Below are 14,627 nucleotides of genomic sequence, written 5' to 3'. Positions count from 1 at the left end.
CCGCCGGGGCCGGCGGAGCTGCCGGGGGCCGCGGGCCCGGAAGAGTGGGACAGCCCTTAGGCGTCCAGCGACGTCATCACATGCTTGATCCGGGTGTAGTCCTCGAACCCGTATCCGGACAGGTCCTTGCCGTAGCCGGACTGCTTGAAGCCGCCGTGCGGCATCTCCGCGACCAGCGGGATGTGGGTGTTGATCCACACGCACCCGAAGTCCAGCCGCTTCGACATCCGCATGGCCCGCCCGTGGTTCTTCGTCCAGACCGATGAGGCGAGCGCGTAGTCGACGCCGTTGGCCCACTGCACCGCCTGGTCCTCGTCGGTGAAGGACTGCACGGTGATCACCGGTCCGAACACCTCGCGCTGGATGATCTCGTCGTCCTGCCGGAGCCCGGAGACGACGGTGGGCGCGTAGAAGTAGCCGCGCTCGCCGACCCGGTGGCCGCCGGTCTCGATCCTGGCGTGGCCGGGGAGCCGCTCGATGAAGCCGCTGACCTGGGCGAGCTGGGCGGCGTTGTTGAGCGGGCCGTACAGGACGTCCTCGTCGTCGGGCAGGCCGGTCTTGGTGCCGGCCGCGGCCTTCGTCAGCGCCGCGGTGAACTCCTCGCGGACGGACTCCTGGACCAGGACGCGGGTGGCGGCGGTGCAGTCCTGGCCGGCGTTGAAGAAGCCGGCCACCGCGATGTCCTCGGCCGCCTTGGTGATGGCCGCGCTGTCCAGGTCGTCGAAGACGACGACCGGCGCCTTGCCGCCCAGCTCCAGGTGGACCCGCTTGACGTCCTTCGCCGCGGTCGCCGCGACCTCGATGCCGGCCCGTACCGAACCGGTGATGGACGCCATGGCCGGCACCGGGTGCTCGACCATCAGCCGGCCGGTGTCGCGGTCGCCGCACACCACGTTGAAGACGCCCTTGGGCAGGACGGAGCCGAGGATCTCGGCGAGGAGCACGGCGGAGGCGGGGGTGGTGTCGGACGGCTTGAACACCACGGTGTTGCCCGCCGCGATGGCCGGCGCGAACTTCCACACGGCCATCATCATCGGGTAGTTCCAGGGTGCGACCTGCGCGCACACCCCGACCGGCTCGCGGCGCACGATGGAGGTGAGTCCCTCCATGTACTCACCGGCCGACCGGCCCTCCAGCATGCGGGCGGCGCCGGCGAAGAACCGGATCTGGTCGACCATCGGCGGGATCTCCTCGCTCGCGGTCAGCCCGAGCGGTTTGCCGGTGTTCTCGCTCTCGACGGCGATCAGCTCCTCGGCCCGGGCCTCGACCGCGTCGGCGATCTTCAGCAGCGCGCGCTGCCGCTCGGCGGGCGTGCTGTCCCGCCAGCCCGGGAAGGCGGCCGCGGCGGCCTCCATCGCCGCGTCCACGTCGGTCTGCCGGGACAGCGGCGCGCGGGCGTACGGCTCCCCCGTCACCGGATTGACCACCTCGGTGGTGCCCCCGTCGGCGGCGTCGCGGAATTCTCCGTCGATGTAGTTGCGCAGAGTACGGAGTTCGGTCACGGCGCTCGCTCCCTGATGCTTGTCCAATCGGTGAGACACCGCCCAGCTTAAACAGGATGCCGGTCGGCGAGAAGCTGGGCTGTGGACAACGCGGGGATGTGGGTGATCCAGGGCCGGGCGGGGCAGCGGGCGGGGCACCGGATGGGGCGCCGCGCTCGCGGGGGCGATGCGGGCGGCCCCGGCCGGTGCCCTCCATCCGGAGGACCCGGGCGCCGCGCCTGCGGCCGCCGTCACCGCCGCGTGCCTAGGGTGCCGAAGTGACCGCCCAACCCCTCGGCTCGTTTGACGCATCGGTGTTCGACGTACTGGCTTTCGACGCCCCAGCCGAACGCACCGGGGGAACGACCCGCGGAGGAACGGCATGGGGACCCCGCCCGACAACGACGTGCTCTGGGCCCGCGCCCTGCACCACGCCCACCAGGGCTCGCCGGCCCTGCTCGGCGTCTCGATCAACGTCAGGGCCGGCGAGATCCTCGCGGTGACCGGTCCGCGCGGCTCCGGCAAGTCCACGCTGCTGCACTGCCTGTCCGGGCAGCTGGTCCCGGACGAGGGCGAGGTGTGGTTCAACAGCTCCCCGGTGCACACCCTGTCCGAGGGGGCCCGGGAGACCCTGCGGCGCGAACGCTTCGGCTGGGTCGGCGCGGGCCGGCAACTGCTGCCCGAACTCAGCGCGTGGGAGAACGCGGCGCTGCCGCTGCTGATGCGCGGCGACGGCCACCGGGTGTCCAGAGCCGCCGCCCAGGAGTGGCTGGACCGGCTCGACATCGGCGACATCGCCAAGCGCCGGCCGGTCGACCTGGGGCACGCCCAGCGGCAGCGCGTCGCGATCGCCCGGGCGCTGGTCACCGGACCCGACGTGGTCTTCGCCGACGAGCCGACCGCGCCGCTGCATCGCGCCGACCGCGACCAGCTGCTGCGCACCCTGACCAGTGCGGCCCGCTCGCACGGCATCACCGTGGTCCTCGCCGCCGGCGACCCGGAGATCAGCCGGCACGCCGACCGCACCTTCGCCCTGGTGGACGGCCGCCCCGCGGGGGCCACGCGCACCGAGGACCGCGAACTCACCGCACCGGCCCCGGTATGAGCGGCGGCACAGCGGCGCGGGGTCCGCGCGGCGCCTGGAAGAAAGCGGTGGCCGCGTGCTGAGTCTGCGAGTCCTGCGGGGAAGCCGCCCCGCCGCGCTGGCCAGGTGGGCCCTGGTCGTCGCCGCGTCGGCGGGCACCGGGCTGCTGCTGCTGTCCTCACTCGGCTGGGCACTGGCCCATCCCGAGCACGGCGCGTCCGACGCGGTCGTACGCCTCGGGTGGTGCGCGCTGCCGGTGGCGGTGACCGCGCAGCTCGCCGTCGCGGTGGGCCGGGCGCAGCCCTCCGACTGGCCCGCCGCGGGCCTCTCGGCGGCCGGGCTCGGCCGGACCGCCCTCGTGCTGCTCGCCGCGGCGACCACCGCGATGGTCTGCGCCGTCGGCAGCGTCGTGGCGCTGCTGGTCTTCCTCCAGCTGCGCGGTGATGTGACCGGTGTGCCGTTCGACGGGGTCGGACCGGGCCTGCTGGCCGCGGGCAAGCCGCTGCCGCTGGCCGGCGCGATCACCCTGCTCGCGCTGGTCCCGGCTGTCGCCGCCGCCGCCACCGCATCCCGGCTGCGCCCCGGATCGGCCCCGTCGCACGACGCGCCCCGCGGTCTGCCGTGGGGGGTGGTGCTCACCACGATCGGCCTGGCCGTCGAAGTGACCGTCACCCAGGGGCACGCGCTCCCGCTGCCCAGCGGCCTGGGTTCGATCCCGCCGGGCTCGGTCGCCGGCTGGGTCCTCGCCACGGCCGGCCTGGCGGTGGCCGGTCCCGGCCTGGTCCACGCCTGCGGTCGCATCCTCGCCTGCTACCGCCCCGGCCCCTTGCGCCTGCTCGCCGGCCGCGCCCTCCAGCACGAGTCCCGCGCGATCGGCCGCCCCCTCGGCCTGCTCTCCGCCACCGCGGCGGCCGCCCTCGCCGTCTACGGCTTCCGGCACGCCGGCCACCACCCCATCGGCCCCGTCACCCTCTTCGCCACCGCGCTCATCACCCTCTGCGTCCTCGCCACCTCCGCCCTCGCCCTGCGCGCCACCAAAGACGCCCGCACCGACACCACAACGGCCCTGCACGCGGTCGCCGCCACCCCCACCCTCCAGCGCACCGCCCTCGCCCTGCGCACCACCTTCCTCCTGACCGCCCTCCTCCCCCTCACGGCCCTGGTGGCGCTCCTGTCCTCCATCCCCACCAAACCCTGACGGGAGCGGCGGCCCTCACCGCCCCCCGTCGGCGGGACGGGCCGGCCGGGACGCCCCACCACCCACCCGGCGGCCGCGGATGCCGTCATCCACCGCGGCGGCGGGACACCTCCCACCGTCCGGCCGCGGCGTCCCCGCGAAGCCGGGCCGTCAGGCGTGGCGGCGGCGCCGTGAGGCCCACGCGCCCCGCCCGGAGGGCTATCGTGCTGGACGTGCCCGCTGAGACGCCTTCCGCCGACGTACCGCCGATGCCCGCGCCGGGCGGTGAATCCAACGCGAGCCGGGGCGGCGTCGAGCCGCCCGGGCCGGGGGACGGGCCGGCGGCCGTCGAGCCCGGGGTCGTGCGGCCCGCGCGGGGCGCCGTGCGGGAGATCGAGACGCTGGAGGAGTTCGACCACGTCGCCGTCACCGGGTCGCTCGCCGGTTACCGGGTGCAGGCGGTGGACCTGACGGAGCGGACGTTCGCACTGCTGGTCGCGGAGACCTCGCAAGCGGTGTTCCTGGGCTGCGCGATGGAGCCGCAGGCCCTGGCGCACGTCCGGGCCAACGGCGCGCTCGTCTTCCCGCCGGTGCCCGGCCTGCCGTTCGACCCCTATCGGGCCACGCTCTACACGCCCGAGGAACTGTACGAAGGGCTCGAGGAGGGCGGCTATCCGGCCACCGCGGACGCCGGCACGTACGAGTGGTTCCAGCGGGCCGCCGCCAACGGCGACATACTCGCCTCGATGCTGCGGTCGATCCACGACGACTCGGTCGGCGACGCCTTGGACGAACGCCTGAGCGGCCGGCCCGTCGTGGGCCTGATGGGCGGCCACGCCATGCAGCGCGGCTCCGACGCCTACGCGGGCACCGCCCGCCTGGCCCGGGACCTGACCCGCCAGGGACTGACGGTGGCGACCGGCGGCGGTCCCGGCGCGATGGAGGCCGCCAACTTCGGCGCGTACGCGGCCCCGTACGACGACCTGATGCTGAGCAAGGCCCTGGCCGTCCTGGCGGGCGCGCCCTCGTTCCGCCCGTCGGTGACCGAGTGGGCGGCCGCCGCCTTCGCGGTACGGGACCGGTGGCCGGACGGCGGTCCCTCGTACGGGCTGCCGACCTGGTTCTACGGGCACGAGCCGCCGAACGCCTTCGCCGCGCACATCGCCAAGTTCTTCGCCAACGCCACCCGGGAGGACGGCCTGCTGTCCCGCTGCACCGCGGGCGTGGTCTTCCTGCCGGGGGCGGCCGGCACCGTGCAGGAGGTCTTCGACGCGGCGACGCCGAACTACTACGCGTCGCGGGGCGGGCCGCCCCGATGGTGCTGGTGGACCGTGCCCACTGGACGACGCACCTGCCGGTGTGGCCGCTGCTGGAGGCCCTGGCGGCGGACCGGCCGATGGCCCGCCGGATCGCCCTGGTCGACAGCGTGGCGGACGTGCCGGGCGCGCTGAACCGCCTCACCAGGAGCTGACCGCCGCGGGCCCGGCCGGCGGGCTTGCGGCGGGTCCGGCCGGCGGGCTCAGCCGGCGGGCTCAGCCGGCGGCGGGCCCGTCGAGGACGACGACTTCCTCCGCCGCGAAGGCGGCGCCGACCCGGGCGCCCTCGGCCGGGGCGTCCCGCAGCCCGCACTCGGCCTCCAGGGCCGGCCCGCGCTCGGGCCGCAGCATCACCGCGACGTGCCCGCCGCGGAACGTGCGGGCGACCACCTCGCAGCCCAGGCCGCCGCCGGGCGGCCCGAGCCGTACCCCGGCGGGCCGGATCAGCAGCCGGCAGGGCCCTTCCGGAGTGCCGTCGGGCACCGGCACCCTGCCCCAAACGGTGTCCGCGACGGCCCCGTCGACGACACCCTCGGTGATGTTGTCGAAGCCGAGGAAGCGGGCCACGAACTCCGAGGCCGGCTGCTGCCAGACCTCGAGTGGCGTCCCGGACTGGGCGATCCGGCCGTCCCGCATCACCACCACGCGGTCGGCGAGCGCGAACGCCTCCCCCTGGTCGTGCGTGACGGCCAGCACGGTGGTGCCCAACCGGCCGAACAGCTGCCGCAGTTCCACCACGAGGCGTTCCCGCAGCGAGCGGTCGAGCTGGCCGAGCGGTTCGTCCAGCATCAGCAGCCGGGGCTCGGGGGCGAGCGCCCGGGCCAGGGCGACACGTTGCTGCTCGCCGCCGGACAGCGTGGCGACGGACCGGTGGGCGGCGCCGGGCAGCCCCACCAGGTCGAGGAGTTCGGCCACCCGGCGCTCGCGCGGCCCGCGCGGCACCTTGTGCATGCGCGGTCCGAAGGCGACGTTGCCGCCGACGTCGCGCTGCGGGAAGAGCTGGTGGTCCTGGAACATCAGGCCCACCCCGCGCCGGTGTGCGGGCACCGCCCGCTGGTCGGCGCCGTCGAGCAGGACCCGCCCGGCGTCGAGCCGCTGGAGTCCGGCGACGGCCCGCAGCAGCGTGGACTTGCCGCTGCCGCTGGGCCCGAGCACGCAGACGATCTCGTGCGCGGCGACGTCCAGGTCGACGGCGTCGAGCGCGGCGCGCGCCCCGAACCGTACGGTCGCGGCGTCCAGGCGCAGCAGCGCGGGGGGCGCCGGCTCCGACAGGGACCGGACCTCGGGCCGCGGCCCCGCCTCGGACCGGCGTTGTGCGTGGGGTTGTGCGTGGGGTTGTGTCGCCATCTAGAACTCCCCGGAGGATGCGGAGCTGGTCCTGAGGTTCTCCAGGACCAGCAGCGAGGCGGCGCACACCAGCATCAAGATGGTGCTCAGGGCCATCGCCTGGCCGTAGTCGGCGGGTCCGGGACGGCCGAGCAGGCGGGCGACGGCGACCGGGAGGGTCGGGCTGTCCGGGCGGGCGATGAAGACCGTCGCCCCGAACTCGCCGAGCGACACCGCGAACGCGAACCCCGCGGCGATGCCCAGCGCCCGCCCCACGAACGGGAGTTCCACCTCGCGCCAGACCCGGGCCGGCGAGGCCCCCAGCACGGCCGCCGCCTCCCGCAGCCGGTGGTCCACCGCCCGCAGCACCGGCAGCATGACCCTCACCACGAACGGCACCCCGACCAGCGCCTGCGCCAGCGGCACCAGCAGCCAGGAGTCCCGCAGGTCCAGCGGCGGCTTGTCGAGGGTGATCAGGAAACCGAAGCCGACGGTGACGGCGGAGGTGCCCAGCGGCAGCATCAGCAGCGCGTCGAAGCCGCGCACCAGCCGCCCGGCTCTGCGGACCAGGGCCGCCGCGGCCAGCCCGCCGATCAGCAGGGCGACGACGGTGGCGACGGCCGCGTACCGCAGCGAGTTCCACACCGTCTGCAAGGGGGCGACCAGGAAGGTGCCGCCGCTGGCGTCGGCGGAGGTGAGGGCGCGGTAGTAGGTGAAGCCGTAGCCGCCGGGGCCGTCCAGCGAGCGGGCCACGAGCACACCGAGCGGCAGCAGGATCAGCAGCGCGACCACGCCGAGCACGGCGGCCAGCAGGGCTCGTTCGCCGCCGCGCGGCCGGTGCGCGGTGCGGGCCGCGTCGACCAGCCGCAAGGTCGCCTCGCGGCGCCGTACCGTCCAGGCGTGCACGCCCAGGATCAAGGCGACGGCGGCGAGTTGGAGCAGGGTGAGGACGGCGGCGGTCGGCAGGTCGAGGAGTTCGGCGGTCTGCCGGTAGATCTCGACTTCGAGGGTGGAGTAGGTGGGGCCGCCGAGGATCTGGATCACGCCGAAGGAGGTGAAGGTGAACAGGAAGACCATCAGCCCGGCGGCGGCCACCGACGGCCCCAGCGCGGGCAGCGTCACCCGCCGCCAGGCCGGGAACCGTCCGGCGCCGAGCATCCGGGCGGCCTCTTCCTGCCGGGGGTCGAGTTGCGCCCACAGACCGCCGACGGTGCGGACGACCACCGCGTAGTTGAAGAAGACGTGCGCGACGAGGATCGCCCACACACTGGTGTCCAGTCGGAAGCCGAACAGGTCGTCGGTGAAGCCGCCCCGGCCCAGCAGGGCCAGGAAGGCGGTGCCTGCCACGACCGTCGGCAGGACGAACGGCACCGTGACGACCGCCCGCAGCAGCCGCTTGCCGGGGAAGTCCAGCCGCGCGAAGACGTAGGCGCCGGGGAGCGCCAGGGCCAGCGTCAGCGCGGTGGAGGCGGCCGCCTGCCAGCAGGTGAACCACAGCACGTGCCGGATCGAAGCGTCGCCGAGCACGTCCCCGATCGGGGCGAGGTGCCAGCTGCCGCCCTGGTGCAGGCCGCGGCCGACGATGGAGGCGACGGGGTAGGCGAAGAAGACGCCGAGGAAGGCGAGCGGCGGGGTCATCAGGGCGAGCCGGATCGCGGTGGCGCGGCTGGGGCAGGGCCCGCGGCGGGGCTTTCCGGGGTTTCCCGGCCTACCGGGAAGGTCGGGCAGGTCAAGCCGGTCGGGCCGGCTGGAAGCCGCCGCCGCTGCGGTCACAGGACGATCGACGTCCATGCCTTCACCCAGTCGTCCCGCACGGCCGCGATCTTGTCGGGCGCCAGCGTCGTCGGGTGGTCGATCTTCGCCCCGTACTTGACGAACACCGCGGGCTCGGTGGCGCCCTTGCGCACCGGGTCCACGTACATCTGCAGCGGCATGTCCTCCTGGAACACCTTGCTGATCATGAAGTCGATCAGTGCCTTGCCGCCCGCGGTGTTCTTCGCGCCGTGCAGCAGCCCGGCGAACTCGATCTGCCGGAAGCAGGTGCCGGTGGAGACCCCGACCGGCGACTGCGCGGGCTCCGGGCTGACGCCGACCACCTCGGCGGGCGGGCTGGAGGCGTAGGAGACGACCAGCGGCCGGTCGCCCCCGGCCTTCTTGCCCGCGCCCGAGCCGGAGAAGCTCTGGTCGTAGGCCTGCTCCCAGCTGTCGACGACCTGGACGCCGTTGCTCTTGAGCTGCTTCCAGTACGACTGCCAGCCGCTGTCGCCGAAGGTGGCGGCGCTGCCGAGCATGAAGGCCAGGCCCGGGGAGGAGGTGCTGACGTTCTCGGTGACCAGCAGGTTCTTGTACTGCGGCTTGACCAGGTCGGCGAAGGTCTGCGGGGGGCTGAGCTTGTGCGCGGTGAAGTAGGCCCGGTCGTAGTTGACGCACACGTCGCCGGAGTCGATGGGAGTGACGCGGTGCCGCGCGGCGTCCAACTGGACGTCGGAGGACACCTGGTCGAGGTCCTTGGCCGTGTACGGGTCGAACAGGCCGTTGTCCAGGGCGCGGGACAGCAGGGTGTTGTCGACGCCGAAGAAGACGTCGCCGCGCGGGTGGTCCTTGGTGAGGATCGCCTGGTTCACGGCGGCGCCGGCGTCACCGCCGCGCAGCACCTTGACGGTGTAGCCGGTCTCCTTGGTGAATTCCGCGAGGACCGGCTTGGACGCCGCGAAGGAGTCGTGACTGACGAGGGTGACGGTCTTGGACGCCGCCGCGCCGCTCCCGCCCTTGCTGCCGGAATCCGAGCTGCTGCCGCACGCGGCCAGCACGGTGGCTCCCGCGGTGGCCAGGACGAGCGTGCCGATGACACGCCGACGGACGGACTTCATGTGCTGACTCCCTACGCCGGTATGACCCGGATCAGGTTGGAGGGTCTGCGGCCTCGGGGGCCGCACTCTCAGCGCCGTCGCAGGCGCTCCCCTGTCGGAATGTTCATTTATATGCCTGCACGGTAGCAGGGCGTCGCCCGCTGCCCGGCGGCAGCTCAGCGTTCGGACGCCGCCAGCTGACCGCAGGCCCCGTCGATCTCCTGGCCCCGGGTGTCCCGCACGGTCACAGGCACGCCGTGCGCCTCCAGCGCGGCGACGAACGCCCGCTCGTCCTCGGGCCGGGACGCCGTCCACCGGGAGCCGGGGGTGGGGTTGAGCGGGATCAGGTTGACGTGCACCCGGTGGCTCTTCAGCATCCGGCCCAGCCGGTCGGCCCGCCATGCCTGGTCGTTGATGTCGCGGATCAGGGCGTACTCGATGGAGATCCGGCGGCCGGACAGGTCGGAGTACCGCCAGGCGGCGTCCAGCACCTCGCGGACCTTCCACCGGGTGTTGACCGGTACCAGGGTGTCGCGCAGCTCGTCGTCGGGAGCGTGCAGCGACACCGCCAGGCGGCACTTGAAGCCCTCGTCGGCGAACCGGTTCATCGCCGGGACCAGGCCCACCGTGGACACGGTGATGCCGCGCTGGGACAGGCCGAGGCCGTCCGGCTCGGGGTCGGTGAGGCGCCGGATGGCGCCGACCACGCGGTTGTAGTTCGCCAGCGGTTCGCCCATGCCCATGAAGACGATGTTCGACAGCCGGGCGGGGCCCGCCTCGGAGCCGGCGGCCCGGGAGGCGCTCCCGGGCACCTCGCCGTCGCGCAGGGAGCGCATGCCCGCCACGATCTGGTGCACGATCTCCGCCGTCGACAGGTTCCGGTCCAGGCCGGCCTGGCCGGTGGCGCAGAACGGGCAGTTCATCCCGCAGCCGGCCTGCGAGGAGATGCACATCGTCACGCGGTCCGGGTAGCGCATCAGCACCGATTCGACGAGCGTCCCGTCGAACAGCCGCCACAGCGTCTTGCGGGTGTCGCCGTCGTCGCACGAGGCGTGCCGGACCACCGTCATCAGCTCCGGCAGCAGGTCCTCGGCCAGCTTCCCCCGCGACGCGGCCGGGATGTCCGTCCACGCCGCCGGATCGTCCGCGTACCGGGCGAAGTAGTGCTGCGACAGCTGCTTGGCCCGGAACGGCTTCTCCCCGAGCGCGGCCACCGCCTCCTTCCGCTCCGCGGGCGAAAGGTCGGCGAGGTGCCGCGGCGGCTTCTTGGCTCCGCGCGGCACAGCGAAAGTAAGTTCTCCGGGCACAGGCATGATGCCGTCCAGTCTCTCAGACCCGGCGCCATGGCCAGTCCGGACGGCCGGGTGACGGTCGTCTCTGGTGGTCCGTGGCGGTCCCGGGCCGTCGCCTGACGGCCCAGGGACGGCCCGACTTCCCGCTTTTCTCCCACGGCGGCCTGGCCCAAGGCTCTAGGATCGAGCACGCCCTATCTTGCACCTTGGCCCAGTGCCGTATCCCGATTGGGACTCATTATGCAGAATGATGATCTTGGCTTCATATCCCAAATCCGGGAATCACGGGGAAGCATCCAGGAGACACTGACTCTCGCAGGAGTTCTAGCATTTGCCATTGCTGTCCTGGGCGCCGGGGTTTACGAGCTTATCGGAACGACGGCCTCATGCATTCTCGGCGGGTCGCTTTCCCTCGCTTGCGCCGCATATCTGATCATTCAAAAAACTAGGCCCCGCGTCTATGATGCATCATTTTCGTCCGCTTTTTTCTTGGCCGAAAGAGAAGCATTGGCTCCTGCCGCCGAATATGAATTTTCGGAAGCGCTGACCCGACACACTCGCGCAGCCTTCGCCGAGAATCCCGCAATCAAAGCACAATGGGAAAAATCTTTTGAGCGCGAAGCTGATGGGCCATCCAACCGTGAAGAGCGATTGGGTCCAGCTCTGAGGATCATCAAAGAAGCCGTCGAGTACCAAATTCTCGAAACGCTTGCGACCCAACTAACCGATTATTTCAACAGCAAGCGCGACGCAGATAGGATCAAAGATTACGCTCGCGATGATCTCCCGGAGATTCTACTAGGGAACCGACTATTTGAGCTATTCTCCCGTGACCTAGCCGATAGAGACGGCTTCGGGCCTTCAAGCACTAAACCAGAGCGGGTGATGTCGGGAGATAAAATTATCACGACCATAGTTGTCTCAGCCTACAGTGGCGACAAGTATTACCACCACTTTTCGCTAACACTCCCCCAAGGAAGTAGAATTTCCCGGAGCGATAAGGAATCGATCGGGTCTCTCGCCATCCGGGGGCCGCTAGTCGACATAGATTTTGCAGTGGTCTGCGACGGATTCGGGGCGGGTGTCCCCTTCAATTTTTTGCAAGAATACATGAACCTCGACCCCTTCAAGGCAAGCGCCATGGAGGTGAAGGTCTTCGTTAAAGTCTCCGTTAAGCGTCGCTTCTCAGTCCTCCTGCAAGGGAGCACGAACTATTACGGCTGGGTCGAGCCGTTTATGGCTCGGCTTAGGAAAGATTTCGACTTCGACGCCTTCCTAGAAAGGATCAACTGGGACAACATTTCTGCAACGCTGCACTCGATGCGGAATTTCTACCCATATCCGGACATCCATACAGTGGAAGCGAAAAAAGCAGTCCGCGGCACATCCGACGAGGAGGATCGGTGAAGGAGAAGCCAGTCAATCCCCGAGGAACCTACATGAAGATCGCGACCGAGCTTATGCAGGAGATGCGTGATAATCCAGACATGGTCGAACTACCGTCAATAGCGGAAATCATGGAGCGTCACGATGTATCACGCGGCGTCGCGCTCCGCGCCTTCGCTTTTCTTGAGAAAGAATCTCTAGCCCGCCGGGTACCAGGAGCTAGATGGCAAACCATACAAAGTGGTGATCAACCGGAGAGGCCCCCGCTGACGATAGAAATCGCTCAAGTGATAATCGATGATGGCCTTACAGTGGGAGCTGAATTCCCTAGCTCAAGTTCGTTGTGCGAGCGGTTTGGCGTCTCCCGGCCGACCATTCGCAGGGCACTAGACAAACTTGAGGCTCAGGGGCTGCTCAGCGAGGGCGGACAGGGCAAGCTACGTACCGTACTGGCCTTGCCGAGCCGAGAGGGGCGTTTCCAGCCTTGACCACCAGCACGGGACTCACGGAGTGGGCGTACCCGCTTGCCGAATCGCTGCTCGCCGGGCCGCTGCCACGTCGCTGGGAGCACAGTCTCGGGGTTGCCCAGCGGGCTCGGAACCTCGCGGCCCTACTCGGTGCGGACGCTGAGGTGCTGGAAGCCGCCGCGGTGCTGCACGATGTCGGCTACTCCCCCGACCTGGCCAAGACCGGGTTCCACCCGCTGGATGGCGCCCGGTACCTGCGGGACACGGTCGGTGGCGACCCCCGGGTGGTGGGCCTAGTCGCGCACCACTCGTGCGCGTGGATGGAGGCGGAAGCGCGCGGGCTGCGTGAAGAACTGGAAGCAGAGTTCCCCCGGCCGCCTGCATCCCTCATCGACGCGGTGACCTACTGCGACATGAACACCACGCCGGATGGCACTCCGACCAATCCGGTTGACCGGGTGAACGAGATCGCCGGCCGGTACGGGCCGGACAGCCTGATCGGGACCTTCATCCGTCGTGCCGAGCCGGAGATCCTGGCCAGCACGGCGCGCGTGCTTGAACGCCTGGCAGCGGCGGCCCGCTAGCCGACGTAGGGGGCCGTGCGCGAGCGATCCATGGCGTGCTCGATCCGCAGACGCATCGTGGGGTGGACGTCGTATTGGGACAGGTCCGCCGGCTCCGCCCAACGGACTTGGGTGGTCTCGCTGCTCGTGCGGATCTCGCCTCCCACCGGCCGCGCGCGGAAGCACATGCTGAACTGCTGACGCACTTCGCCATCGTCGTAGGCGAGCACGTGGCCGGGGTCGGTGTAGATCCCTGTCAGGTCCAAGACCTCGACCTTGATTCCCGTCTCCTCCCACACCTCGCGCACCACGGTGTCACTGATGAACTCCCCCGCATCGTGACCACCCCCGGGCAGTGCCCACCGACCGTTGTCCGACCGCTTGATCATCAGGACTTGCCCGGCATCGTTCTGGACCAACGCCACGACCGACGGCACGACCGAGTTGGCCGGCGGTGCGGCAGGGTCGTGCAGGTAGTCGATGCGTCCCATGCTCAGGCTCCCGTGAAGTCGTGGTCTGTGACCTGGCGTGCGCCTTCCCAGGTGTGCTCAATGCTATTGGCGTACGTGTTGAACAGCCCACCGCCGGGGAGTCGGCGCAAGTGGTAGACCGGGGCCATGTACGCGCCGATGCCGTAGACGTGCGGGTTGACCAGCATCTCGTCATCGGATCGGTAGATGGAGTTGTAGAGCGTCGTCGCGTGCAGCCTAAAGCCGATGTCAGGACGGCTCACGAGGAGCGGGCGGTAGTTGACCAGGGCGTTGCGGATCTTCCCATCCATGACCTGGTGGCCCTCGTCAATGCCGCGCTGACGGACTGCTGGACAGTCGGGGTCGCCGAGCAGGATGCGGACCCGAGACCCCCCGTCCGCTTTGCCTTTCAGAAGATCGTGAAACTGGGGATCTTCCGAGAGGAAGAAACCGGAGTACACGAGTACGTCAAGGTGCGTCTGCGCCCGCGCGTACATCTCGCGCCAGAGGCCCGGTGGAACCACGTGCCGGTGCGGGTACACAGCAATGATCTCTGCCTTGCTCAGGTCCGTCGCACTGTCAGCAGAGCGCGCGTCGTCCCAGATCAGGGTCACATCGACCTTCAGCAGCGCCGCCGTGGCGTACTGGTGCCGGCGGTACGGGACTTTCCCCTGAGTGATCCAGCGTTCCACGGTCTTCGGGTTGACTTCTATGGCGTCTGCCAGGTCCTGCACGCTCATGCCCTGAGCCAGTAGGGCTGACCGTAAGCGCTCGTTGGACATCTGCTCCCCCTTGGGACGTCCAGGGACCTCTTGACGGTAACCAGATGCACCCGAGCTGTCCATGGGTGAGGTAACCAAGTCCCCTGACCTGCACCGATGCTGATGGTGCACCAAGAAATCCTCTTGCGAAGCCGACGAGATTCGGCGGGCTGCTTGACACAGCCTCCATGCAGTACCTGTAATACAGGTACTGCATGTGAATCCGTTGGAGACGCGAGCGGACAAGCGGGCGGAGACGACCGAGGCACGGCGGCATTGCCGCACGCCAACGGGGGTTCCGGACTGCTGGTTGATTGAGAACTGAACAGTGAACTTGCGATGGGGTGAGAGTCCCTGTCCCCGTGACGACCGGGTGATGTTCGTCGGCAGCGGTGCCGCGCGTCGGCGCGGTACGCACCGCACATCGGCTCTGGACAACGCCCTCTTCTGGGGCG

12 protein-coding genes, 1 pseudogene and 1 riboswitch are annotated in these 14,627 nt (G+C 70.4%); of the genes and pseudogenes, 6 read left to right on the top strand and 7 right to left on the bottom strand.

All coding sequences use genetic code 11. The features are described from left to right. Window positions 1-56 precede the first annotated feature (56 nt). Window positions 57-1,502 carry a gamma-aminobutyraldehyde dehydrogenase gene (locus GA0115240_RS17960; protein ID WP_093737685.1) on the bottom strand — a complete coding sequence of 482 codons (1,446 nt, stop codon included), beginning with the start codon at window positions 1,500-1,502 and terminating at the stop codon, window positions 57-59. 361 nt (window positions 1,503-1,863) lie between these two features. On the opposite strand from GA0115240_RS17960, the gene GA0115240_RS17955 reads away from it, so the two are divergent. The 3 genes and pseudogenes from GA0115240_RS17955 to GA0115240_RS17945 all read left to right on the top strand — a co-directional run bounded on the left by GA0115240_RS17955 (window position 1,864) and on the right by GA0115240_RS17945 (window position 5,213). Further along, window positions 1,864-2,586, top strand: a complete 723-nt coding sequence (locus GA0115240_RS17955; RefSeq protein ID WP_093737684.1) for an ABC transporter ATP-binding protein — start codon at window positions 1,864-1,866, stop codon at window positions 2,584-2,586. A gap of 55 nt (window positions 2,587-2,641) precedes the next feature. Beyond that, window positions 2,642-3,763, top strand: coding sequence for a hypothetical protein (locus GA0115240_RS17950; RefSeq protein ID WP_093737683.1), 1,122 nt, complete (start codon window positions 2,642-2,644; stop codon window positions 3,761-3,763). A 341-nt stretch (window positions 3,764-4,104) separates the two neighbouring features. Continuing rightward, a pseudogene (locus GA0115240_RS17945) lies at window positions 4,105-5,213 on the top strand (LOG family protein). A 61-nt stretch (window positions 5,214-5,274) separates the two neighbouring features. Here the strand turns inward: GA0115240_RS17945 and GA0115240_RS17940 are convergent. From GA0115240_RS17940 to rlmN, 4 genes are all read right to left on the bottom strand, one after another. After that, entirely contained in the window at window positions 5,275-6,306 is a 1,032-nt protein-coding gene (locus GA0115240_RS17940) for an ABC transporter ATP-binding protein (protein ID WP_093737690.1), read from the bottom strand. A gap of 99 nt (window positions 6,307-6,405) precedes the next feature. Next, complete coding sequence (locus tag GA0115240_RS17935; RefSeq protein ID WP_237554980.1) at window positions 6,406-8,022, bottom strand: ABC transporter permease; 1,617 nt, start codon at window positions 8,020-8,022, stop codon at window positions 6,406-6,408. Window positions 8,023-8,153: 131 nt separating this feature from the next. Further along, window positions 8,154-9,254, bottom strand: a complete 1,101-nt coding sequence (locus tag GA0115240_RS17930; protein ID WP_093737681.1) for a thiamine ABC transporter substrate-binding protein — start codon at window positions 9,252-9,254, stop codon at window positions 8,154-8,156. Further along, window positions 9,246-9,357: riboswitch (TPP riboswitch) on the bottom strand. It overlaps the preceding gene by 9 nt. A gap of 52 nt (window positions 9,358-9,409) precedes the next feature. Beyond that, window positions 9,410-10,546 (bottom strand): 23S rRNA (adenine(2503)-C(2))-methyltransferase RlmN, encoded by a 1,137-nt coding sequence (gene rlmN, locus GA0115240_RS17925; RefSeq protein WP_093737680.1) that lies wholly within the window; start codon window positions 10,544-10,546, stop codon window positions 9,410-9,412. A gap of 219 nt (window positions 10,547-10,765) precedes the next feature. Here rlmN and GA0115240_RS36225 point away from each other — a divergent pair, with 219 nt between their 5' ends. Genes GA0115240_RS36225 through GA0115240_RS17910 form a run of 3 tightly spaced genes read left to right on the top strand, consistent with a single transcriptional unit; the run spans window position 10,766 to window position 12,962 of the window. After that, window positions 10,766-11,932 (top strand): hypothetical protein, encoded by a 1,167-nt coding sequence (locus tag GA0115240_RS36225; protein ID WP_141708875.1) that lies wholly within the window; start codon window positions 10,766-10,768, stop codon window positions 11,930-11,932. Beyond that, complete coding sequence (locus GA0115240_RS17915; protein ID WP_256069865.1) at window positions 11,929-12,399, top strand: GntR family transcriptional regulator; 471 nt, start codon at window positions 11,929-11,931, stop codon at window positions 12,397-12,399. Before GA0115240_RS36225 ends, GA0115240_RS17915 begins: the two co-directional genes overlap by 4 nt. Then, a complete protein-coding gene (locus GA0115240_RS17910; RefSeq protein WP_093737677.1) occupies window positions 12,396-12,962 on the top strand; it encodes an HD domain-containing protein in 567 nt (188 codons plus the stop codon). Before GA0115240_RS17915 ends, GA0115240_RS17910 begins: the two co-directional genes overlap by 4 nt. On the opposite strand, the gene GA0115240_RS17905 is transcribed toward GA0115240_RS17910, so the two are convergent. After that, the gene (locus tag GA0115240_RS17905) at window positions 12,959-13,432 is read right to left on the bottom strand and encodes an NUDIX domain-containing protein (protein ID WP_093737676.1); all 474 of its coding nucleotides are present in this window, start codon (window positions 13,430-13,432) and stop codon (window positions 12,959-12,961) included. The two genes, GA0115240_RS17910 and GA0115240_RS17905, sit on opposite strands and share 4 nt — an antisense overlap. Before the next feature lie 2 nt (window positions 13,433-13,434). Next, complete coding sequence (locus GA0115240_RS17900) at window positions 13,435-14,151, bottom strand: XRE family transcriptional regulator (protein WP_237554979.1); 717 nt, start codon at window positions 14,149-14,151, stop codon at window positions 13,435-13,437. Window positions 14,152-14,627: the final 476 nt, after the last annotated feature.

The organism is Streptomyces sp. DvalAA-14 (genome assembly GCF_900091855.1).
GTDB lineage: Bacteria > Actinomycetota > Actinomycetes > Streptomycetales > Streptomycetaceae > Actinacidiphila.
The sequence above is the reverse complement of the archived record's forward strand: the minus strand, read 5'-3'. Positions and strand labels throughout refer to the sequence as shown.